Source organism: Streptomyces sp. NPDC059852, assembly GCF_042731455.1.
Classification (GTDB): Bacteria; Actinomycetota; Actinomycetes; order Streptomycetales; family Streptomycetaceae; genus Streptomyces.
In genome coordinates, this window is record NZ_JBHWJK010000019.1 from 88,618 (window position 1) to 110,136 (window position 21,519).

Annotated in this window: 17 protein-coding genes; 6 read left to right on the top strand and 11 right to left on the bottom strand. The window is 71.2% G+C overall.

From position 1 onward, the window contains the following. Positions 1 to 39: 39 nt before the first annotated feature. From ACFV46_RS23605 to ACFV46_RS23615, 3 genes are all read left to right on the top strand, one after another. Entirely contained in the window at positions 40 to 1,365 is a 1,326-nt protein-coding gene (locus ACFV46_RS23605) for a PhoH family protein (RefSeq protein ID WP_055621787.1), read from the top strand. 420 nt (positions 1,366 to 1,785) lie between these two features. Next, on the top strand, positions 1,786 to 2,496 hold the full coding sequence (locus ACFV46_RS23610; protein WP_079034425.1) for a transglycosylase SLT domain-containing protein: 711 nt from the start codon (positions 1,786 to 1,788) through the stop codon (positions 2,494 to 2,496). A gap of 137 nt (positions 2,497 to 2,633) precedes the next feature. Next, the gene (locus tag ACFV46_RS23615) at positions 2,634 to 4,031 is read left to right on the top strand and encodes an AI-2E family transporter (protein WP_361926376.1); all 1,398 of its coding nucleotides are present in this window, start codon (positions 2,634 to 2,636) and stop codon (positions 4,029 to 4,031) included. Between the two features lie 15 nt (positions 4,032 to 4,046). On the opposite strand, the gene ACFV46_RS23620 is transcribed toward ACFV46_RS23615, so the two are convergent. The 6 genes from ACFV46_RS23620 to ACFV46_RS23645 form a co-directional block, all read right to left on the bottom strand. Continuing rightward, positions 4,047 to 4,586 (bottom strand): carboxymuconolactone decarboxylase family protein, encoded by a 540-nt coding sequence (locus ACFV46_RS23620; protein ID WP_361926374.1) that lies wholly within the window; start codon positions 4,584 to 4,586, stop codon positions 4,047 to 4,049. 127 nt (positions 4,587 to 4,713) lie between these two features. Then, complete coding sequence (locus ACFV46_RS23625) at positions 4,714 to 7,050, bottom strand: FtsX-like permease family protein (protein WP_361926371.1); 2,337 nt, start codon at positions 7,048 to 7,050, stop codon at positions 4,714 to 4,716. After that, positions 7,047 to 7,736 carry an ABC transporter ATP-binding protein gene (locus ACFV46_RS23630; RefSeq protein ID WP_361926368.1) on the bottom strand — a complete coding sequence of 230 codons (690 nt, stop codon included), beginning with the start codon at positions 7,734 to 7,736 and terminating at the stop codon, positions 7,047 to 7,049. Before ACFV46_RS23630 ends, ACFV46_RS23625 begins: the two co-directional genes overlap by 4 nt. Further along, positions 7,733 to 8,257 carry a PadR family transcriptional regulator gene (locus ACFV46_RS23635; RefSeq protein ID WP_250077429.1) on the bottom strand — a complete coding sequence of 175 codons (525 nt, stop codon included), beginning with the start codon at positions 8,255 to 8,257 and terminating at the stop codon, positions 7,733 to 7,735. The genes ACFV46_RS23630 and ACFV46_RS23635 overlap by 4 nt, the downstream gene beginning before the upstream one ends. A gap of 105 nt (positions 8,258 to 8,362) precedes the next feature. Next, positions 8,363 to 8,608, bottom strand: coding sequence for a hypothetical protein (locus ACFV46_RS23640; RefSeq protein WP_062673243.1), 246 nt, complete (start codon positions 8,606 to 8,608; stop codon positions 8,363 to 8,365). Next, a complete protein-coding gene (locus tag ACFV46_RS23645) occupies positions 8,605 to 9,552 on the bottom strand; it encodes an SPFH domain-containing protein (RefSeq protein ID WP_385499552.1) in 948 nt (315 codons plus the stop codon). The genes ACFV46_RS23640 and ACFV46_RS23645 overlap by 4 nt, the downstream gene beginning before the upstream one ends. Before the next feature lie 258 nt (positions 9,553 to 9,810). Here ACFV46_RS23645 and ACFV46_RS23650 point away from each other — a divergent pair, with 258 nt between their 5' ends. Further along, positions 9,811 to 12,210: a transglycosylase domain-containing protein gene (locus ACFV46_RS23650; RefSeq protein ID WP_385499553.1), complete on the top strand. Its 2,400-nt coding sequence runs from the start codon at positions 9,811 to 9,813 to the stop codon at positions 12,208 to 12,210. 36 nt (positions 12,211 to 12,246) lie between these two features. Here ACFV46_RS23650 and ACFV46_RS23655 read toward each other — a convergent pair whose 3' ends face one another. From ACFV46_RS23655 to ACFV46_RS23670, 4 genes are all read right to left on the bottom strand, one after another. Continuing rightward, positions 12,247 to 14,358 (bottom strand): SpoIIE family protein phosphatase, encoded by a 2,112-nt coding sequence (locus ACFV46_RS23655; protein WP_385499554.1) that lies wholly within the window; start codon positions 14,356 to 14,358, stop codon positions 12,247 to 12,249. 283 nt (positions 14,359 to 14,641) lie between these two features. Further along, positions 14,642 to 15,337 carry a DUF402 domain-containing protein gene (locus ACFV46_RS23660; protein WP_385499555.1) on the bottom strand — a complete coding sequence of 232 codons (696 nt, stop codon included), beginning with the start codon at positions 15,335 to 15,337 and terminating at the stop codon, positions 14,642 to 14,644. A 71-nt stretch (positions 15,338 to 15,408) separates the two neighbouring features. After that, complete coding sequence (locus ACFV46_RS23665) at positions 15,409 to 16,812, bottom strand: class II fumarate hydratase (protein WP_361926353.1); 1,404 nt, start codon at positions 16,810 to 16,812, stop codon at positions 15,409 to 15,411. A 476-nt stretch (positions 16,813 to 17,288) separates the two neighbouring features. Then, positions 17,289 to 18,962, bottom strand: a complete 1,674-nt coding sequence (locus ACFV46_RS23670; protein WP_376729619.1) for a fumarate hydratase — start codon at positions 18,960 to 18,962, stop codon at positions 17,289 to 17,291. 159 nt (positions 18,963 to 19,121) lie between these two features. On the opposite strand from ACFV46_RS23670, the gene ACFV46_RS23675 reads away from it, so the two are divergent. After that, a complete protein-coding gene (locus tag ACFV46_RS23675) occupies positions 19,122 to 19,799 on the top strand; it encodes a DUF1707 domain-containing protein (protein WP_385499556.1) in 678 nt (225 codons plus the stop codon). 179 nt (positions 19,800 to 19,978) lie between these two features. Beyond that, positions 19,979 to 20,356, top strand: coding sequence for a WhiB family transcriptional regulator (locus ACFV46_RS23680; protein WP_385499557.1), 378 nt, complete (start codon positions 19,979 to 19,981; stop codon positions 20,354 to 20,356). Positions 20,357 to 20,425: 69 nt separating this feature from the next. Here the strand turns inward: ACFV46_RS23680 and glpX are convergent, their stop codons facing one another. Next, positions 20,426 to 21,463, bottom strand: a complete 1,038-nt coding sequence (gene glpX, locus ACFV46_RS23685; protein ID WP_283286504.1) for a class II fructose-bisphosphatase — start codon at positions 21,461 to 21,463, stop codon at positions 20,426 to 20,428. Between the last annotated feature and the right edge of the window lie 56 nt (positions 21,464 to 21,519).

Sequence of the window (21,519 nt, forward strand, 5' to 3'; positions counted from 1 at the left end):
CGTCGCTCCCCGACCTCATCCGAGGGGGTACGTCCTTCCGTGGTGACCAGCACAAAGCGCCACAAGCCCGACCGGCGCACCTATGTTCTCGACACCAGCGTCCTGCTGGCCGACCCGAACGCCCTGAGCCGCTTCGACGAGCACGAGGTCGTGCTTCCCATCGTCGTGGTGACGGAACTGGAGGCCAAGCGGCACCATCCCGAACTCGGCTACTTCGCCCGGCAGGCCCTGCGCCTGCTCGACGACCTCCGGGTCCGGTACGGCCGTCTCGACTCCCCCATCCCCACGGGGGACCTCGGCGGGACCGTCCGTGTCGAGCTCAACCACTCGGACCCCAGCGTGCTGCCCAGCGGCTACCGCCTGGGGGACAACGACTCCCGCATCCTCGCGGTCGCCCGCAATCTGCAGGCCGAGGGGTTCGACGTCACCGTCGTGTCCAAGGACCTGCCGCTGAGGATCAAGGCCTCGTCCGTCGGGCTCCTCGCCGAGGAGTACCGCGCCGAACTGGCCATCACGGACTCCTCCGGCTGGACCGGTATGTCCGAACTGACCCTCCCGGGCGAACAGGTGGACATCCTCTTCGAGGAAGGGCGCGTCCATGTGCCCGAAGCCGCCGCCCTCCCCGTGCACACGGGCCTGACCATCCACTCCGAGCGCGGCAAGGCGCTCGGCAGGGTCACCCCCGACGGCAACGTCCGTCTGGTGCGCGGCGATCGGGAGGCGTTCGGCATCAAGGGGCGCAGCGCCGAGCAGCGGATCGCGCTCGACCTGCTCCTCGACCCGGACGTCGGCATCGTCTCCATGGGCGGCCGGGCCGGCACCGGAAAGTCGGCGCTGGCGCTGTGCGCGGGTCTGGAGGCCGTGCTGGAGCGGCGGCAGCACCAGAAGGTGATGGTCTTCCGGCCGCTGTACGCGGTGGGCGGGCAGGAGCTCGGCTATCTGCCCGGCACCGAGGCCGAGAAGATGAGCCCCTGGGCGCAGGCGGTCTTCGACACGCTGTCCGCGGTCACCAGCCGCGAGGTCATCGAGGAGGTCACCGCGCGGGGGATGCTGGAGGTGCTTCCCCTCACCCACATCCGGGGGCGCTCGCTGCACGACGCGTTCGTCATCGTGGACGAGGCGCAGTCGCTGGAGCGAAACGTTCTGCTGACCGTCCTGTCCCGGATCGGGGCCGACTCACGGGTCGTTCTCACCCATGACGTGGCACAGCGGGACAACCTGCGCGTGGGCCGGTACGACGGAGTGGTCGCCGTCGTGGAGAAGCTGAAGGGACACCCGCTGTTCGCCCACGTCACGCTGAACCGGTCCGAGAGGTCCCAGATCGCCGCCCTTGTGACCGAAATGCTCGAGGACGGTCAGATCTGACGGCTCTGCGCGGTCCTGTGGAGGGCTGCCCAACTTCATAGCGGTTACGCGTCAGTTGGCGCCGTCCGGAAAGGCGAAGAGCCTAGCCGGGCGGCGCCTCGGCGTGTGCCGCTTTCCGGAAAAGCCCAGGGGCAAACTGGGTGTGAGCTTTCACACGCAACACAGAATTGCCTTGCGCCGTCCGGGTGCGGCAGAGTCTCACTCCTGTCAGGCCCCGCATACGACACAGTCGTGCCCCCAGCGGTACGGCGCCACAGCAGCACCACATCAACTGCATAGCGACGTCGTATGCCGCCCGAGTCAACACGCGGCGCTCCCCGCAGGGGAGTTGCCCAGCGGGTCCGTGCCTCCCGTGACCCCGCAGTTGGGAGGCCAGCGCCAGGGGCACGATTGCGTCCGCCAGGGTCACCGAAGCGGGCGATGCTGGAAGGAAACCGTGTGAGTCCGATTTCGGTCAGGGGATTCGCAGTGGCCTCGGCCACCGCGGTCACCGCTGTCGGAAGCGTCGTCGGCGTTGCCTCGGGCAGCACCGCGCAGACCAACGACGCCGAGGCGACGGCAGCCGAGACGACGCTCCTCGCGGACATACCCGCGGGCCAGCAGGCCCAGGTGCAGACCGAGTCCCTGTCGGCGCAGGCGGACGTCCAGGCCATCGCCGCGGACGCGAGCGCCAAGAAGGACGCCGAGGAGGCGGCCCGGAAGGCTGCCGCCCAGAGCGCGATCGAGAAGAAGGAAGCCGCCGAGAAGGCGGAGAAGGCGGCGAAGGAAGCCAAGGAGCGCGAGGAAGCCGAGACCAAGGCGTCCCGGTCCTCCGCCGACTTCCCCGTCCAGAGCTCCTACACCGTCGCGCAGATCCAGGCGATGGCCCGCCAGATGGTGCCGGCCGACCAGTTCCAGTGCTTCAGCAACATCGTGGACCACGAGTCCAGCTGGAACTACCAGGCCGTGAACCCGTCCTCGGGCGCCTACGGTCTCTTCCAGGCCCTGCCCGGTTCCAAGATGTCGTCCGTCGGCGCGGACTGGCAGACGAACCCGGCCACCCAGATCACCTGGGGCCTGAACTACATGAACTCGCGCTACGACAGCCCGTGCGGCGCATGGAGCTTCTGGCAGGCCAACCACTGGTACTAGGCCCCGCCGCGCTCAACCCCGCGACGCCCCTCACCGTCTTCAGGTGAGGGGCTTTCGCTTTGCCGCGTGCCGCCCCTGTAGCGTCGAACCGGCTCCAGGGAGGAGTGGTGGGCACGGACGGGGGAAGAGGACGGATCATGTCACGAGTGCCAGGGTGGCTCGGCCGGCTCGGTGCCGGACTGACCGAAATGAGCGAACGGTTGAACGAACGCCGTGCCGCGGCCGAGCGGGAGAGCGACGACCTCCCCTCCGGAGGGACGTCCGCCGGACCCGCGACCGGCGACGCCCCGGCGTCCCCGGGCACGGCACCGCGCCGCTTCGAGCAGCCGCCCGTGGCCGGCCCCCCGCGGCCCGATCCCGCCCAGGCCGTGCCGTGGGGCATGCGGGTCGCCGCGGAGGCGGGCTGGCGGCTGCTCGTCCTCGCCGGGACCGTCTGGGTGCTGATGCGGATCATCAGCGCCGTCCAGCTCGTCGTCCTGGCCTTCGTCATCGCCCTGCTCCTGACGGCCCTGATGCAGCCCTCGGTGGCCTGGCTGACCCGGCGCGGGGTCCCGCGCGGACTGGCCACCGCCCTCACCGCGATCCTCGGGTTCGTCGTCATCGGGCTGATGGGCTGGTTCGTCACCTGGCAGGTCATGGAGAACATCGACGACCTGTCCGACCAGATCCAGGACGGCATCGACGAACTGCGCAACTGGCTGCTCAACAGCCCGTTCCACGTCACCGACAAGCAGATCAACGAGATAGCGGAGAACCTGCGCAACGCCGTCGGCGCCAACACCGACGAGATCACCTCCGCCGGCCTCGAGGGCGTGACGGTCATCGTCGAGGCCCTCACCGGCATCCTGCTGTCGGTCTTCTCGACGCTGTTCCTGCTCTACGACGGCAAGCGGATCTGGCAGTGGACCCTCAAGCTGGTCCCGGCCGCCGCCCGGCCCGGTGTCGCGGGCGCCGGACCGCGGGCCTGGGCGACCCTCACGGCCTATGTGCGCGGCACGGTCGTGGTCGCCCTCATCGACGCCGTCTTCATCGGCATCGGCATCTACTTCCTCGATGTCCCGATGGCCGTCCCGCTGGCCGTGTTCATCTTCCTGTTCTCCTTCATCCCGCTGGTCGGCGCGGTGGCGTCGGGCGCCCTCGCGGTGGTCGTCGCCCTGGTCACCCAGGGCGTCTTCACCGCCGTCATGACTCTCGTCGTGGTGCTCGCGGTCCAGCAGATCGAGGGGCACATCCTGCAGCCGTTCATCCTCGGCCGCGCGGTCCGCGTGCATCCCCTGGCCGTCGTGCTGGCGGTGGCGGCCGGCGGCATGGTGGCCGGGATCGGCGGCGCCGTGGTGGCCGTACCGCTGGTGGCGGTGACGAACACGATCGTGGGCTATCTGCGGCGGTACTCGCAGGAGATGGACCTGGCGGCCGTCCAGACCCCGCCGGCGGCGGCCGTGCCCGCGCCGGCGGGCGGGCCCGTCGCCGTCGAGCACACGGACGATCCCGCCGAGGGCCCGGCGGGTGACGGGGCCCCGGCGCCCCAGAAGTGAGCGGAGGGCCGGCGGCTACTCGATGCCGGCCAGCACGGCCTCGGCGTCCAGGGTGACGCCGACGGCCTGGACCACCGAAGCGATCCGGAAGGCCTCCTGGACCGTCTCCCGGTCCACGCCCGCCGTGCGCAGCACCCGCTCGTGCGCGTCGAGGCACAGACCGCAGGCGTTGATCGCGGACACGGCGAGCGACCACAGCTCGAAGTCGACCTTGGCCACCCCCGGGTCGCCGAGGACGTTCATCCGCAGGCCCGTGCGCAGGCTGCCGTAGGCGGGGTCGGACAGCAGGTGCCGGGTGCGGTGGAAGACGTTGTTCACCGCCATCACGGCCGCCGCGGACTGCGCCGCCGTGTACGCCTGCGGCGACAGGTTCGCCTTCGCCTCCGGCGCCAGCTCGCGCAGCACGACGGGGGAGCGGGAGGCGATCGCGGTGGCGAGCACCGTGCCCCACAGCTGCTGCTCCGTGAGGCGTGAGCGGCCCAGGACGGCGTCGAGGTTGCGCCTCAGGTCGTGGGCGTAGCCCGGCAGACGGGACTTCAGGGAGTCCAGGGACATGGCTCTCACTCCTGAGGGGGACGGCGTACCCCACCGATCCTGGCACGGGCGGCGACCGTTCGGGCCGCCACGCGGGCGCGGCCGCACCGCGCGAGGCGGTGCGGCCGCGGGCCGCGACGGGTGGGGGTCACTCCGTGCGCAGACCGTCCGGGCGCATCAGCCGCATCAGCGGCGGCAGGCTGAGCAGGGTCACCACGATGATCACGGCCGCGCCGGCGCCCGTCATCGACAGCATGCTCGCCCAGTCCACGGCGACCGGTGTGTCCGTCATCTTCAGCAGGATCGCGCCCAGCGTCAGGCCCACCACCGCCGACAGCAGCAGCCCGAGGGCGATCGGGATGGCCGTCTGCCACAGCACCGATAGGCTGAGCGTCCGCCGCCGGGTGCCGAAGGCGACCAGCGACGACAGCAGCTTCTTGCGGTCCCGCAGCTGCTCCAGCTGGGAGACCAGCAGGCTCGCCCCGATCAGCGTCAGGACACAGACGGCGCCGACGAACAGACCGGTGCGGATGGTGGCGTAGCGCGTGGCCGTCTCCGTGGCGTACCAGTTCATCGGGTACGACAGCGGGTCGGCCGCGGCCGCCGCGTTCCGCACGAGGTCCTGCACGTTCGGCACGGACTCGTCCAGCTGGAGGTACACCTGGCCCCGCAGCGCGGGCGCGGCAGACGGGTCCAGCGCCTTGGGCGTGAGGAGGAGGCCACCGCGCTCACCGCCCGTCAGGTCCTCACGGGCGTGGGCCGGCCGCAGCCCCTTCGGGATCGTGAAGGCGACCTCCTGCCCGCGCGCACCCCCCTCGTACGACGGGTCGAGGTACATCGTCCGTCCGGCCTGTCCGGCCAGCTTCGGGGTGTCCGCGTCCCACTCGGAGTCGGACACGTAGAACGCGTCCCCGTCCTTGCAGGAGGGCAGGACGGCCACCTCGCGCAGCGACGCGCACGCGCCGACGCTGATCTCGAGGCCCTTCTCCGGTTCCTTGCGCCGGTCGCCCGCGTAGCCCCGGTCGTAGGCGAAGACGTCCTTGACACCCTTGGTGGCGCGGAACCGCTCCACCGCCGGGCCGAGCTCGGAGTGGGGGGACAGCGACACCTCCATCTGCGCCCGCGCGACGTCCTTGCCGCTGTCCTTGGTGTAGTCGCTCTCGACCCCGGCGAACAGCATCTGCAGGGCGATGGCACCGGCCACCGCGACCGCGACGCCGTTGACCATGCGGGCCGCCGTGCCGCTGCTCAGCTGGAGCCTGCGGACGGCAAGCTGCCAGGCCACGCCGCCCGAGCCGAGGCGGGAGACGACCGCCTCGACGACCCAGGGCAGCAGCGTGGTGACGCCGATGAGCAGCAGCAGCACACCGCCGATCACCAGGTAGGCGTTGAAGGTGCCGTTCTCGCGGCCCTGGCCGATCATCGGCCACAGCATCGCCAGACCGCCGAGCGGCATCAGCAGCCGCCACCACAGCCGGCGCCGCGCGGGCTTCGCCGTGCGCACCACTCCGAGCGGCTCGATCACCACGCCGCGCATCGCGAACAGGGTGACCACCACGGCCGCCGCGGGCACCGCGACGCCGACGAGCAGGGCGAGCGCGGGGGAGGGGTCCAGATAGCTCGGGAAGACGCTGATGCCGAACACCTCGACGGAGCCCGCGATCTGGCGCCCGATGAGGAAGAACACGGTGCCGAAGACCAGGCCCAGCACGGCACCCGCGAGCGCCTCGCCGGCCGCGACCCGGCGGACCATGCGCCCGTCGGAGCCGACCAGCCGCAGCGCGGCGAGCCGCCGGTCGCGTCGCTCGCCGCCGAAGCGGACGGCCGCGGCGATGAACACGCCGACCGGCAGCAGCAGCACCACGAAGACGACGATGACCAGCAGCAGCAGGACGGGGTCGGTCTCCGGGTCGGTGGGACTCGTGTCCCCGAACCGGTCGATCCGGGCGACCCGGGCGCCGTCGATCGCCTTCGCGAGGCCGTCGGCGCCCCGCACGAAAGCGAGTTCGTGCGAGCCGATCAGCCCGCTCTCCCCGATGGTGCCGACGATTCTGTCGGGCAGCCGCTCGCGCAGCAGCGCGGCGTCGTCCGACGTCAGCAGCCGTTCGAGGGCGGGGGAGACCACCATCTCGCCGACCGCGGGGAAGCGGTCGACGCCCGGTGGCAGCGGCGCCTTCGGGCCCTCCTGCTCGATGGCGCGGCCGCGGATGTCCTTGTCCCGCCAGTCCGTGTCCACGTCCGCGATCAGCAGACTGTGGTCGTTCGCCTTCTTGTCGAGCCGGCTGTAGTCGACGTCGGCGCGGGCGCTCTCCCGGTCGTGCCGGACCGACTGCATGCTGGGGACCGCGGTGGTGAGCAGCAGAAGCGCCACACCGAGGCCGACGCCGACCGCCGTCAGCAGGGCACGGACCCATCCCTCACGGCCGCCGACGAAGGCGAACCGGACCCCCATGCCGAGGTCCCTGGCCCACTGACGCACGTTCATACGACGCGCTCCATGTCCCGGGACTTGCCGTCGCGCACGACGATCTCGCGGTCGGAGTAGGCGGCGACCCGCGCCTCGTGCGTGACCAGCACGACGGCGGCGTTGGTGGATCGCGCGGCGTCCGTGAGCAGTTCCATCACGCGCTCGCCGTTGAGGGAGTCGAGCGCTCCGGTCGGCTCGTCGGCGAAGAGCACCCGCGGGCCGGTGACCAGCGAGCGGGCGACGGCGACGCGCTGCCCCTGACCGCCGGAGACCTCGCCGGGCCGCTTCTTGCGCAGGTCGTCGACCTCCAGGCGCTCCATCCAGGTGAGCGCGGCCCGCTCGGCCTCCTTGCGGGGGGTGCCGTTGAGGCGCAGCGGCAGGGCGACGTTCTCGACGCAGGTCAGCTCGGGGACGAGCTGGCCGAACTGGAAGACGAACCCGAACTCCGAGCGCCGCAGGGCACTGCGCTGGGCGTCGTTCATGGTGGCCAGCTCGCGCCCGTTGTAGACGATGGACCCCGAGTCGGGCGGGACGATGCCGGCGAGGCAGTGCAGCAGCGTGGACTTGCCGGAGCCGGAGGGGCCCATGACGGCGACGACCTCGCCGGGGTGGATGGAGAAGTCCGCGCCGTCGAGCGCGACGGTCGGGCCGTAGGCCTTGCGCAGCTCGGAGGCCGCCAGCAGGGAGCCCTGGGGCGCGGTCACTTGACCACCACCTCCGCCAGCTTGTCGAGACGGGCGGCGGTCAGCTCCAGCCAGCGCAGGTCGGCCTCCAGGTGGAAGAGTGCGTGGTCGCAGATCAGCTGGTCGGCCAGGTCGCCCTTGCGCTTGCGGTCGGTGAGGATGCGCATCATGCGCAGGTGCTCGGCACGCTGGGTGTCGAGGATGTCGGCGGCGTCGCGCCGGGTCAGCAGGGCGAGGACGACCTTGGTGTAGAGGGTCGACTGGAGGTACGGCTCCGGCTTCTCCGGGGTCGCGAGCCACCGCTGGACGTCGGTGACGCCGGCGTCGGTGATCGCGTACCGCTTGCGCTCGGGCCCGCCTCCGGGCTCGATGCCGTCGACCTCGACGAGGCCGTGCTTCAGCAGGCGGGACATCGTCGAATAGACCTGGCCGTAGTGCAGCGGCCGGTCGTGACCGAACTTCTCGTCGAAGGCCCGCTTCAGGTCGTAGCCGTGACGGGGGCCCGACTCCAGGAGCCCTAGGAGGGTGTGACCGATGGACATGCCGAGGACACTACACGGGGTGTATACCCGGTGTGTATACGCACGGTGTGCAGTGATCGGCAGGGGGTGTGAAGGCCCAGGTGAGGGCCCAATGTCACGGTTCCGCTACGGCGCCTCGGGCGGCCGCGCGGGGGGCCGGCCCCGGCGCGGGATCGGCCGGGTGTCGCCTGGCAGCCGGCCCGCCTCGGCCAGCGCGCGCCGCAGCAGGAACTCGATCTGCGCGTTGGCGGAACGCAGTTCGTCGCCCGCCCAGCGGGCGAGCGCCTCGTACACGGCCGGGTCCAGCCGCAGCAGCACCTGCTTGCGCTGCGGCCGGCCCTGCGGGGCGGAACCCCCGGCGGAATCCGTCACTGGTAGAGCGTCCCGGTGTTGAGGACCGGCTGCGGAGCCCGGTCGCCGCACAGCACCACCATCAGGTTCGACACCATCGCCGCCTTGCGCTCCTCGTCCAGCTCCACGATGTCCCGCTCGGAGATCCGCGCGAGTGCCGCCTCGACCATGCCCACCGCTCCGTCGACGATCTGCCGGCGGGCCGCGACGACCGCGCCGGCCTGCTGGCGCTGGAGCATCGCGGAGGCGATCTCGGGAGCGTACGCGAGATGCGTGAAGCGCGACTCGATGATCTGCACACCGGCGGCCTCCACACGCGCGTGCAGCTCGGCGGCCAGCTTCTCGGTGATCTCCTCGGCGTTGCCGCGCAGCGAGAGGCCGGCCTCGTCGTGGGCGTCGTACGGGTACTCGATGGCGATGTGCCGCACGGCCGCCTCGGTCTGCGTCGAGACGAACTCCAGGAAGTCGTCCACCTCGAACGTGGCCTGCGCGGTGTCCTCGACCCGCCACACCACGACCGCGGCCAGCTCGATCGGGTTGCCGTAGGCGTCGTTGACCTTCAGGACGGCCGTCTCGTGGTTGCGCACCCGCGTCGAGATCTTCGTGCGCGAGGTGAACGGGTTCACCCAGCGCAGCCCGTCCTGCCGGATCGTCCCCCGGTAGCGCCCGAAGAGCTGCACCACCCGGGCCTCGCCCGGCGCGACCATGTTCAGCCCGGACATCGCGAGCAGTGCGGCGATCGCGACCAGCACGCCCGCGACGATCAGGGCCGCCTTGCCGCTGTTCCCCGTGACCGCCGTGGCGCCGGCGATCAGCCCCGCGCCCACCAGCAGCCCGACCAGGCCCAGCAGCAGGGCGAGCCCGCCGCCGATGCTGTGGGCGGCGACCTCGCGCACGCGTGGCGCCGGCATCTCCGGCACGTCGGCCGTGGCGGCCGTCGGCGTGAGGTTCCCGTCGTTCGGCATGGTGGTGCCCCCGTTCCTGTGAATGCTTCCATGATTCCATGCGATTAGCTAAGTGATATCAGAATACCCCATCCGGGCAACCCTGAAGCCCCCTGAGCCGTCGGTTCCGTTGGGGTGGGTGCTGATTGTCACGTCCGTAAAAGCCCGGATCGGCCGCCCTTTGTCACAACTTCCGGTGTTAGCTTTCGGAGCTGACCGGAAGCGGCGAACCCGTGTGTCAGGAGCGCACACCCAAGCGAAGCGGAGCGGAACGGAACCATGGGACGAGCGGAAGAGAGACGAGCGCGGCAGCGTGCCGGCCGCCGCGCGGCGCCCCGGCGCTCCCCCGGAGTGCCCCCGCACACTGGGAACGACCCGTCGGTGACCGTCGTCGGCGCTCCGCCGGACGCCGGCGGGGGCCGCGCCGCCGCCCGCCGCGCCGCGAACGGCAAGGGCGCCAAGGGCACGAACGGCAAGGGCCGGATACGCCGGCTGTTCACCTGGAAGAAGATGCTCGGCACCTTCCTGGGCACCTGCCTGCTGGTCATCGGCGCCTTCTTCGCGCTCTACCTGTACGTCGACGTCCCCGGTGACAACGCCGCCGCCCAGGCCGCGCAGCGCCAGAGCAACGTCTACAAGTACAGCGACGGCAGCGTCCTCGCCCGCGCCGGCGACGTGAACCGCGAGATCGTGGACCTGTCCAAGGTCCCGAAGAAGGTCCAGTACACGTTCGTCGCCGCCGAGAACAAGAGCTTCTACAACGACCACGGCATCGACCTGAAGGGCACCGCCCGCGGTCTGCTCAACACCGTGATGGGCAAGGGCGCGCAGGGCGGCTCGACCATCACCCAGCAGTACGTCAAGAACTACTACCTCAGCCAGGAGCAGACGGTCAGCCGCAAGCTCAGGGAGATGGTCATCTCCCTGAAGGTCGACCGCCAGATGACCAAGGACGACATCCTCGCCGGGTACATCAACACCAGCTACTACGGTCGCGGCGCCTACGGCATCCAGGCCGCCGCCCAGGCGTACTACCGCGTGGACGCCGACAAGCTGACCGTCGAGCAGGGCGCCTACCTCGCCGCCCTCCTCCAGGCGCCGAGCCAGTACGACTGGTCGAGCGCGTCCGACACCGGCAAGAGGCTCGTCACGAACCGCTGGAACTACGTCCTGGACAACATGGTCGAGGAAGGCTGGCTCGACCGCGCCGACCGGCAGAAGATGACCGAGCTGCCGGTGCCCAGGGAGCCCAAGCCCGCCGCGGGCCGCGAGGGCCAGAAGGGCTACCTGATCGAGCTCGCCAACCGCCAGCTGGAGGACCAGCTGATGGAGCAGCAGAACCTCACCCGCTCCCAGGCCGAGGCCGCCGTCGTCGACCAGGGCTGGACCATCACCCTCAACGTCGACAAGAAGCGGCAGGCCGCCCTGGAGAAGGCCGTCAAGGCCGAACTCACCCGCAAGCTCGACCCGAAGAAGCGCAAGGTCGACGCGAACGTCCAGGCCGGCGCCGTCTCCGTCGACCCGAAGACGGGCAAGATCGTCGCCCTCTACGGCGGTGTGGACTACTTCAAGCACTACACGAGCAACGCCACCCGCGCCGACTACCAGCCCGCCTCCACGTTCAAGCCGGTGATCCTGGCCGCCGCCCTGGAGAAGGCCGCCCAGACCCAGGACGGCGACCCCATCACCGCCGACACCGTCTACGACGGCACCAGCAAGCGCCCCGTCGTCGACGACGGGACCAAGGTCGGGTTCGCCCCGGAGAACGAGGACGACCAGGACTACGGCGACATCACCGTCCAGACGGCGATGAACAAGTCCGTCAACTCCGTCTTCGCGCAGATGGGCGTCGACGTCGGCATGAAGGACGTCATGGACGTCGCCGGCGCGCTCGGCATGGACACCGCCGAGGCCCAGGCCGTCCCCGCCCAGACCCTGGGCACCATGGGCGCCAGCCCGCTCCAGATGGCCGGTGTGTACGCCACCCTCGACAACCACGGCATCAAGGTCACCCCCGGCATCCTCAAGAAGGCCGAGCACAACACCCGCCAGGTCGAGATCGCCGACCCCATCGGCGAACGCGTCCTGTCCCGCAGCGCCGCGGACACCGTCACCTCCGTCCTGACCGGCGTGGTCGACGACGGAACGGCCCGGCAGGCCGTCGCGAACAACCCCAAGCGCAGCGGGCAGAAGGTCGCCGGCAAGACCGGCACGTCCGACGACAACAAGTCCGCCTGGTTCACCGGCTACACACCCGACCTGGTCACCTCGGTCGGCCTGTTCGGCGAGGACGCCAAGACCCACAGCCAGACCAAGATGTACGGCGCCGGCGGCCTCCCGCGCGTCAACGGCGGCGGCTTCCCCGCCCAGATCTGGGCCTCGTACATGTTCGGCGTGACCCGGCCCGACGCACGGTTCAGCCTGGACACCGACCAGGGCGCCGGCGTCCGGCCGACCTGGACGCCGACCCCGTCGGACACCCCGACCACCGAGGAACCGACCGACGAGCCCACCACCGAGGAACCGTCGGACGAGCCCACCACCCAGGAGCCGACCGACGAGCCCACCACCCAGGAGCCGACGGACGAGCCGACCACCCAGAAGCCCACGACCGACCCCACGGGCCGGCCCACGGGCGGCATCACCCTGGACCCGGTCAAGCCCGACGACGAGAACTAGACGGCTGAGCGCCGCGTCCTTCCAAGGACGCGGCGCTCAGCCGCGGTTCAGCTCGAACCAGACCACCTTGCCGGTGCTCAGCCGGGTCGCACCCCAGCGCCGCGCCAGCCGGTTCACCAGATACAGCCCGCGCCCGTCCTCGTCCGTGGCCCGCGCCTGCCGCAGCCGCGGCAGCTGCGGCACGTCGTCGCCGACCTCGCAGCGCAGCACGTCCGTGCGCAGCAGCCGCAGCGTCACCGGACGCGAGGCGTAGCGGACCGCGTTCGTCACGATCTCGCTGACCAGCAGCTCCACGGAGTCGCTGAGCTCCTCCAGCCCCCAGCCCGACAACGCGCCCCGCGCCAGCCGCCGGGCCCTCCCCGGCGCGGCGTCCTCCGGGTCCAGATGCCAGTACGCCACGTCGCTCGGCGCGATCCCGTCGAACCGGGCGGCGAGCAGCGCGATGTCGTCGTCCCGGTCACCGGGACCGAGCATGTCCAGCACGTCGTCGCACAGCGCCTCCAGCGGCGGCGGGTGGTCCGCGCCGGTCAGCTGGGCCGTCGCCGCGAGCTTCTCCCGCAGCTGCTCTATCCCGGTCCACACGTCGCGCAGCCGCGACTCCACCAGACCGTCGGTGTACAGCAGCAGCGTCGCCCCGGCCGGCGCGTCCAGCTCCACCGCCTCGAAGTCGACACCGCCGACGCCGATCGGCGCGCCCGCCGGCACCCGCAGCACCTCCGCGTGCCCGCCCAGATGCAGCAGCACCGGCGGCGGATGCCCCGCGTTGGCGATCGTGATGCGGTGCGACACCGGGTCGTACACCGCGTACAGGCAGGTCGCCATCCGGTCGGTGCCCAGCCGCTGCGCCTGCTCGTCCAGATGGTGCAGCACCTCCTGCGGCGGCAGATCGAGACCCGCGAGGGTCTGCGCCGTCGTCCGCAGCTGGCCCATGATCGCGGCCGACGTCATGGAGTGCCCCATGACGTCACCCACCACCAGCGCCACCCGGCTGCCCGGCAGCGGGATGGCGTCGTACCAGTCACCGCCGACCCGCGCGGTCTCCGCGGCCGGGAGATAGCGCGAGGCGAGCCGCACACCCGTCGGCCGTGGCAGCGTCTCCGGCAGCATCGTGCGCTGCAACTCGTCCGCGATGTACGCCTCACGGCCGTACAGCACCGCCTTGTCGATGCCCAGCGCGCTGTGCGTGGCCAGCTGGGCCGCGACCAGCAGATCGTCCGGCTCGAACGCGAGCCGCTCCGGCCGGCGCAGGAACACCGCCGCGCCGATCACCCGGCGCCGCCCCCGCAGCGGGGCCAGGATCGCCCGCTGCCCGTCGGGGATGATCGACTCGCCCTCCTCGCCGAGGAGTTCCGGCAGCGCGGCCCGTGCGGCGGGCGCGTCCGCGAACACCGGGCGCACCCCGCGCAGCACCTCGGCCAGCGCACCGCCCGGACGCACCTCGCACAGCTCGGCCGTCACCGACGACAGCCCCGCCAGCTCGGCCGGCTCCGCGGGCGGCGCCGGCGGCAGGAAGCCCTCGGTGTCCCGCTCCTCCGGGATGCGGTCCGTCCGGCGCAGCCGCAGCACCACCGGCCCCGTCGGCCGCTCGTCACCGACCGGCAGCGGGTCCCGCAGGTACACGAGGATCGCGTCGGAGAACGTCGGCACGGTCGCCCGGCACAGCCCCATCACGATCTCGTCCAGGTCCAGACCGCGGGCGATCCGCCGCGTGGCGGCGCCCACGAACCGCAGCCGGTCCCCGTCCCGCCGCATCGGCGTGGGACGGCCCGGCTGCAGCGGCTGGCCCGTGCGCCGCTCGGCGGACGTGGCCGGCTGCTCGGCGCCCGGCTGCGGAGGAATCGCCTCCGGCGCGGGCCGTGGCCGGTGCGCGTCGGGCTCGGCGACGGAGGGCTGCGCGTGCTCGGGACCGTTGCCGACGATGACTGAGGGCTCCTTGCTCGGGCCGGACGGTGCGGTGGTGCCCGGCGTGGAAGGGGTCTCTCCGGTGCGGGCCTGCGCGGGTAACGCGGCACCGCCACCGGAGGGGCGCGCGGACGCGGCGCGGGGCGCCGAGACACGCGCGAGCGCCCCGCGGGGCTCCGCGGGGTCGACGCCCGCCTCGGGGCGCTCGAAGGAGGTCGGCTGCTCCGTCACGCCTTTCGCATCCATCCGTCCGGGGCTGCGCGCCACGCGTGCAGTACGTCCCGCCGAGACTCCGATACCCGCAATACATGCCCCAGGAACGGAAATCCCGCGTGACCAGAGACAGTTCCTGTGCCACCGGTGCGGTGCCGGCGCCGGTCCGTGCCGGCGTCGCCCTGGTAACCCTCGCTCACGTCCTGCCGCCCCTCGGTGACGATCGGTCAAGCCCGGCGCTTCGTCCGTCAGTTGTCCCCGCGCGCCCGTGCGGAGGACGATCCTACGTTTCTTGCCGGGGGGCGCATCAAGGGTCTCACGACGACAGCCGCGCGGGCGTACGGTCCCAGTCCTCAGGCAAAGAAGGTACAGCCCAGGACGGATCGGGGCGCCAGTTCTGCCAGCCGTCGCAGAACGGCGGCCCCCACGCGCGGATCACCTCCACCGCCGCCTCGCCGGCCCGGCGCACCCGCGCGGCCAGCTCCTCGTCCATCAGCCCGTCCCGCCGGGCCTGCGCGAACTCGTCCTCGTCACGCCAGTGCCAACTGCGATCCGGGTGCACGGAGATGTCCAGGAAATGGTCCTCGGAGTCCACCCCGCCCGCCCAGCGGGCCAGCGGCTCCTCCAGGTTCACGTACCAGTTCTTGAACCGCCAGCCCGGCTCCCAGAACAGCCACACCGACCACGGCTCACCGGGCCGCGCCAGCTTCAGCACCCCGGTCCCGAACCAGCGGTCGCGCTGGACGGTGCGCGGCTTGGTGTACCGGGTCCGCAGCGGCTCCAGGTGGACGGACGTCCCGTCGGTCAGCACCGGCTTGACGCACTCCGTGCCCGGCGCGAGCCACACCGCCAGCAGCCGCTCGTCGTCGCGTACGACGGTGACGGGACGCGCGATGTGGAAGCGCCGGCCCGCGTTCTCCCGGTACCGCCACAGGATGTGCGACCCGGGGGCCCAGAAGCCCGTCGACCCGCCCGCTTCCACTTCCGTCGTCACTGACCCGCCGTCTGCCATGCGGAGATATTAGGTGCCCCAGGCACACGCCGCTGCGAGACCGGTCACCGTTCACGCCTTCGTGACCGGCGTCACGGGTGTGTCATCCGCAGCACGTCCAGGGCCTCGTCCAGCTGCTCCAGGGTCAGGTCGCCGCGCTCCACGTACCCGCCGTCCAGGACGACCGCACGGATCGTCCGGCGCTCGGCGAGGGCCTTCTTGGCCACCTTGGCGGCCTCCTCGTACCCGATGTACTTGTTGAGCGGCGTGACGACCGACGGCGACGACTCCGCGTACTCCCGCGCCCGTTCACGGTGCGCGACGATCCCGTCGACCGTGCGGTCGGCCAGCAGCCGGGAGACGTTCGCGAGGAGCCGCACCGACTCCAGGACGTTCTTCGCGATGACCGGCAGCATCACGTTCAGCTCGAAGTTGCCGGCCGCGCCCGCGGTGGCGACGGTGGCGTCGTTGCCGATCACCTGGGCGCAGACCATGAGCACGGCCTCCGGGATCACCGGGTTCACCTTGCCCGGCATGATCGACGACCCGGGCTGCAGATCGGGCAGGGAGATCTCGGCGAGCCCGGTGCGCGGCCCCGACGCCATCCAGCGCAGATCGTTGGCGATCTTCGTCAGCCCGACCGCGATGGTCCGCAGCTGCCCGCTGGTCTCCACGACGCCGTCCCGGGCGCCCTGCGCCTCGAAGTGGTCGCGTGCCTCGGTCAGCGGCAGGGAGGTCGCCCGGGCCACCTCCTCGATGACGGCGGCGGAGAACCCGGGCGGGGTGTTGATGCCGGTGCCGACGGCCGTGCCGCCCAGCGGCAGCTCGGCGAGCCGGGGCAGCGAGGCCCGCAGCCGCTCGACGCCGTACCGCACCTGGGCCGCGTACCCGCCGAACTCCTGACCGAGCGTCACGGGCGTGGCGTCCATCAGGTGCGTCCGCCCCGACTTCACGACGTCGGCGAACTCCCCGGCCTTGCGCTCCAGGGCCGCCGCGAGGTGTTCCAGCGCCGGGATCAGATCCCGGGTGACGGCGGCGGTGGCCGCGATGTGGAGGGAGGAGGGGAAGACGTCGTTGGACGACTGGGAGGCGTTGACGTGGTCGTTCGGGTGCACGTCCCGGCCGAGCCGCTCGGTCGCCAGGGTCGCGACGACCTCGTTGGTGTTCATGTTGGACGAGGTGCCGGACCCGGTCTGGAACACGTCGACGGGGAAGTGCTCGTCCCAGCGCCCCTCGGCGACCTCAGCGGCCGCCTCCTGGATCGCCTCGGCGACGTCCTTGTCGAGCACCCCGAGCCGCGCGTTCACCTTCGCGGCGGCGCCCTTGATGCGGGCGAGCGCCTCGATGTGGGCGCGCTCGATGCGTTGCCCGGAGACGGGGAAGTTCTCCACGGCCCGCTGGGTCTGGGCCCGCCACTTGGCGTGGGCGGGCACCCGCACCTCGCCCATCGAGTCGTGCTCGGTGCGGTACTCGGTCCTGTCCTGCTCGTCGGTCATCGACGATCACCTCCACGTGTCACAGCGCCGGCACCCCGACCACTGTTCCCCGTGGAGGCGATTCGTCACCGACCGCTCAGGCGAGTCCGGGGCCGCGTACCGGAATGGACGTGAAGGTCGGCGGATAGTGGCATTTCCCGAATAATTCGATCTTTTTGTTCGTCCCGCGGGGACTGCTCCTACCGTCGAGACCATGGTCAAAAACCCGAGGGTTCTGGGAACCGTCCGTCTTTCCGTCCTCAGGGACGACACCACCAGCCCCGAGAGGCAGAGGCAGGCGGTGGAACACTGGGCATCGGGTCCGGCTGTGGACGGGCGCATAGTCGCCTTCGCCGAGGATCTGGACGTTTCCGGGGCGATGCATCCCTTCAAACGGCCCGGCCTGGGCCCGTGGTTGAGCGCACCGCCATATCGGTACGGAGACACCCCCGTCGGACAGGCCGACGGGGGCGTGAGAACCGTTTGTCGGCGTGAGGTCAGGCCTTACGGACCGGGATGCTGGTGAAGGTCGGCTGGGAGAGGCTCTCCGGACTGAAGAAGTCGTTGCCCTTGTCGTCGACGACGACGAACGCCGGGAAGTCCTCGACCTCGATCTTCCAGACCGCCTCCATGCCGAGCTCCTCGTACTCGAGGACCTCGACCTTCTTGATGCAGTCCTGGGCGAGGCGGGCGGCGGGGCCGCCGATGGAGCCGAGGTAGAAGCCGCCGTGGGAGGCGCACGCGTCGGTGACCTGCTTGCTGCGGTTGCCCTTGGCGAGCATCACCTTGGAGCCGCCCGCGGCCTGGAACTGCTCGACGTAGGAGTCCATGCGGCCGGCCGTCGTCGGGCCGAAGGAGCCGGACGCGTAGCCCTCCGGGGTCTTCGCGGGACCGGCGTAGTACACCGGGTGGTCCTTGAGGTACTGCGGCATCTCCTCGCCCGCGTCCAGCCGCTCCTTGATCTTGGCGTGCGCGATGTCGCGGGCCACGACCAGCGGGCCGGTCAGGGACAGGCGGGTCTTGACCGGGTACTTCGTCAGCTCGGCCAGGATGGTGTCCATCGGCTGGTTCAGGTCGATCTCGACGACGTCACCGGACTCGTCCAGGTGCTCGTCGGTGGTGTCCGGCAGGAAGCGCGCCGGGTCGGTCTCCAGCTGTTCCAGGAAGACGCCCTCGGCGGTGATCTTTGCGACGGCCTGGCGGTCGGCGGAGCAGGAGACGGCGATGGCGACGGGGCAGGAGGCGCCGTGGCGGGGGAGGCGCACCACGCGGACGTCGTGGCAGAAGTACTTGCCGCCGAACTGCGCGCCGATGCCGATCTTCTGCGTCAGCTCGAAGACCTTCTCCTCCAGCTCCTTGTCCCGGAAGCCGTGGCCCAGCTCGGAGCCCTCGGCGGGGATCTCGTCCAGGTAGTGCGCGGAGGCGTACTTGGCGGTCTTCAGCGCGTACTCGGCGGAGGTGCCGCCGACGACGATCGCCAGGTGGTACGGCGGGCAGGCGGCCGTACCCAGCGAACGGATCTTCTCCTCCAGGAACTTCATCATGGAGGCCTCGTTGAGGACGGCCTTGGTCTCCTGGTAGAGGAACGACTTGTTGGCGGAGCCGCCGCCCTTGGCCATGAAGAGGAACTTGTAGGCGCCGCCGTCGGTCGCGTACAGCTCGATCTGCGCCGGGAGGTTGGAGCCGGTGTTCTTCTCCTCCCACATGGTGAGGGGAGCCATCTGTGAGTAGCGCAGGTTGAGGTTCTTGTATGCGTCGTAGATGCCCTTGGAGAGGGCCTTCTCGTCCTCGCCCCGGGTCAGCACGTTCTGGCCGCGCTTGCCCATGACGATCGCGGTGCCGGTGTCCTGGCACATCGGGAGCACGCCGGCGGCCGCGATGTTCGCGTTCTTCAGCAGGTCCAGGGCGACGAACTTGTCGTTGGAGGACGCCTCGGGGTCGTCGATGATCCGGCGGAGCTGCGCGAGGTGGGCCGGGCGCAGGTAGTGCTGGATGTCGTGGATGGCCTCCTCGGCGAGCTTGCGCAGCGCCTCCGGCTCCACCTGGAGGAAGGTGCGCCCGTCCGGTCCCTCGACCGTGGAGACGCCCTCGGAGGTCACCAGCCGGTAGGGGGTGGTGTCCTCTCCCTGGGGGAGCAGATCGGTGTACGCGAACTCAGGCATCTCGCCCATTCCTCACTCGACAGACAGCGGCTGGCCTCCGTTGGCAGCGCCCACCAGCCTAGAACCTGCCTCTGACGGCGAAGCTGTGAGGTAAGGCTCAGTCCGGTGACCGCCGGACGAATCGCCCGAGGGGTATCGCGATCTATCGTGTTTCGGTACGCTGCTGCCGTGGACCTTCAGAAGCGCACCGCGCCCGCTCCCGCCGCCGAGCTCCGCGCCTCCGACGCCGACCGTGACCGCATCGCCGACATCCTGCGCGACGCCCTGGCCGAGGGGCGCCTGACCGCCGACGAGCACGCCGAGCGGGTCGAGGGCGTCCTCGCCGCGAGGACGGTCGGCGAGCTGGAGGTGTTCGTCCGGGACCTGCCCGCCGGGCATCCGCGCCGCGCAGCCCCGGCCGCCGCGCGCCCGATCCCGGCCCCCGTCCCGGCCGACGCCGACGACCATGTGGTCGCCGTGTTCAGCAGCGCCGTGCGCAAGGGGCGCTGGCGCGCGGGCCGCCGTATCCACGCGTACGCCGTGTTCGGCAGTGTGGAGATCGACCTCAGCGAAGCCCTCTTCCAGTACCAGCACATCGTGATCCGGGCGTGGTCGGTCTTCGGCAGCATCGAGGTCCGCGTCCCGGAGAACGTGTCGCTGCGCGGCACCGGCGGCGGCGTCCTCGGCTCCTTCGAGGTGGACCATCTCGACGCGGAGGACCCGGACGCGCCGGTCGTCCATGTCGACGGCTGGGCCGTGCTGGGCAGCATCGAGGGCCGGCCGCGGCGCGGGAAGCTGGTCGCGGACATCCTGGACCGCGTGCACCGCAAGGTCGACCGGAGCCTGCGCCGGCACCTGGAGCACTGACGACCTGAGCATGGACGACCGTGAACCGGACGGGCTGGTTCCTGCGGCCGGCGCCCCTGCCCGGGCGCGCGCGGCAGCCCGGGAACCAGCGGTTCGGAACTCCCTGCATAGGCGCGCGCACAGCGGGTAGACCTTGTCGCATCGTCTCTCGCTCGCGAAGCCGTCGTCAGGAGTAGACCGTGCTGCAACCGCCGCATTCGTCCCTGCAGGTAGCCGCCGTTCCGGCCCAGCGGGTGCCAGCGCGAGACAGGGATCAGGACGCCCCCTGGCACACCGAGGCGGTGTGCCGGCGCGACGAGGCGGGGCTGTTCTTCGCCCCGTCCAAGGAGCCCACCGCGGCCCGCCTGTCCCGCGAGGAGGCGGCCAAGCGGGTCTGTGCCCGCTGTCCGGTCATGGTCGAGTGCCGTGAACACGCGCTGCTCCAGCCCGAGCCGTACGGCGTGTGGGGCGGACTGACCGCGGCCGAGCGCCGTGTGGTCCTCGCCCGGCGCCGCCGCCGCGAGATGGAGTTGAAGAAGACGGTGGGCGCCGTGAACCGCATAGCCCAGGCCGGCTGAGACACGACGCGAAAGGGCGCCCCCTCCGCACCGGGGGCGCCCTTGCCGCTCAGCGGGACCGCCGCGCCGTCACTTCGCCCTGTCGAAGTCGATGGCGCTGTAGGCCCGCAGCTTGCTGAGCCGGTGCTCGGAGTCGATCCGGCGCACCGTGCCCGACTTGGACCGCATGACGATCGAGTCGGTCGTCGCGGTCTCGGACCGGTAGCGCACCCCGCGCAGCAGCTCGCCGTCGGTGATGCCGGTCGCGACGAAGAAGACGTTGTCCCCGGCGACCAGGTCGTCCGTCATCAGGACGCGGTCCAGGTCGTGCCCGGCGTCGATCGCGCGCTGCCGCTCCTCGTCGTCCTTCGGCCACAGCTTGCCCTGGATGGTGCCGCCGAGGCACTTCACGGCGCAGGCCGAGATGATGCCCTCGGGGGTGCCGCCGATGCCGAGCAGCATGTCGACGCCGGTGCCCTCGCGCAGCGCGTAGATGGAGCCGGCGACGTCGCCGTCGGAGATCAGCTTGATGCGCGCGCCGGCGTCCCGGATCTCCTTGATGATCCCTTCGTGGCGGGGCCGGTCGAGGATGACGACGGTGACGTCCTCCGGGGTGGACCGCTTGGCCTTGGCGACCCGGCGGATGTTGACCCCGACGGGCGCGTCGATGTCGACGAAGTCGGCGGCCTCGGGACCGGTGACGAGCTTGTCCATGTAGAAGACGGCCGACGGGTCGAACATGGAGCCCCGGTCGGCCGCGGCGAGCACGGAGATGGCGTTGGGCATGCCCTTGGCGGTGAGCGTGGTTCCGTCGATCGGGTCGACGGCGATGTCGCACTCCGGCCCGGTCCCGTCGCCGACGCGCTCCCCGTTGAAGAGCATGGGCGCCTCGTCCTTCTCGCCCTCACCGATGACGACGACGCCGTTCATCGACACGGTGTGGACGAGGGTCCGCATGGCGCGCACCGCGGCGCCGTCGGCGCCGTTCTTCTCGCCGCGGCCGACCCAGCGGCCCGCCGCCATCGCGGCCGCCTCGGTCACACGGACCAGTTCCAGGGCCAGGTTGCGGTCGGGGGCCTCGCTCGGTACTTCGAGTTCGGACGGCAGATGATGATGATTCTCGGTCATCGGAGCGCACCTTTCTGATACGACGACGGCCGGATGAGGGTGACGGGCCTGACTCT

Bases quoted from the DNA above. Each gene is read 5' to 3' on its own strand.
- ACFV46_RS23610 (WP_079034425.1), top strand. From the start codon at position 1,786: ATGCTGGAAGGAAACCGTGTGAGTCCGATTTCGGTCAGGGGATTCGCA.
- ACFV46_RS23615 (WP_361926376.1), top strand. From the start codon at position 2,634: ATGTCACGAGTGCCAGGGTGGCTCGGCCGGCTCGGTGCCGGACTGACC.
- ACFV46_RS23620 (WP_361926374.1), bottom strand. From the start codon at position 4,586: ATGTCCCTGGACTCCCTGAAGTCCCGTCTGCCGGGCTACGCCCACGAC.
- ACFV46_RS23625 (WP_361926371.1), bottom strand. From the start codon at position 7,050: ATGAACGTGCGTCAGTGGGCCAGGGACCTCGGCATGGGGGTCCGGTTC.
- ACFV46_RS23635 (WP_250077429.1), bottom strand. From the start codon at position 8,257: ATGTCCATCGGTCACACCCTCCTAGGGCTCCTGGAGTCGGGCCCCCGT.
- ACFV46_RS23645 (WP_385499552.1), bottom strand. From the start codon at position 9,552: ATGCCGAACGACGGGAACCTCACGCCGACGGCCGCCACGGCCGACGTG.
- ACFV46_RS23650 (WP_385499553.1), top strand. From the start codon at position 9,811: ATGGGACGAGCGGAAGAGAGACGAGCGCGGCAGCGTGCCGGCCGCCGC.
- ACFV46_RS23655 (WP_385499554.1), bottom strand. From the start codon at position 14,358: ATGGATGCGAAAGGCGTGACGGAGCAGCCGACCTCCTTCGAGCGCCCC.
- ACFV46_RS23660 (WP_385499555.1), bottom strand. From the start codon at position 15,337: ATGGCAGACGGCGGGTCAGTGACGACGGAAGTGGAAGCGGGCGGGTCG.
- ACFV46_RS23665 (WP_361926353.1), bottom strand. From the start codon at position 16,812: ATGACCGACGAGCAGGACAGGACCGAGTACCGCACCGAGCACGACTCG.
- ACFV46_RS23670 (WP_376729619.1), bottom strand. From the start codon at position 18,962: ATGGGCGAGATGCCTGAGTTCGCGTACACCGATCTGCTCCCCCAGGGA.
- glpX (WP_283286504.1), bottom strand. From the start codon at position 21,463: ATGACCGAGAATCATCATCATCTGCCGTCCGAACTCGAAGTACCGAGC.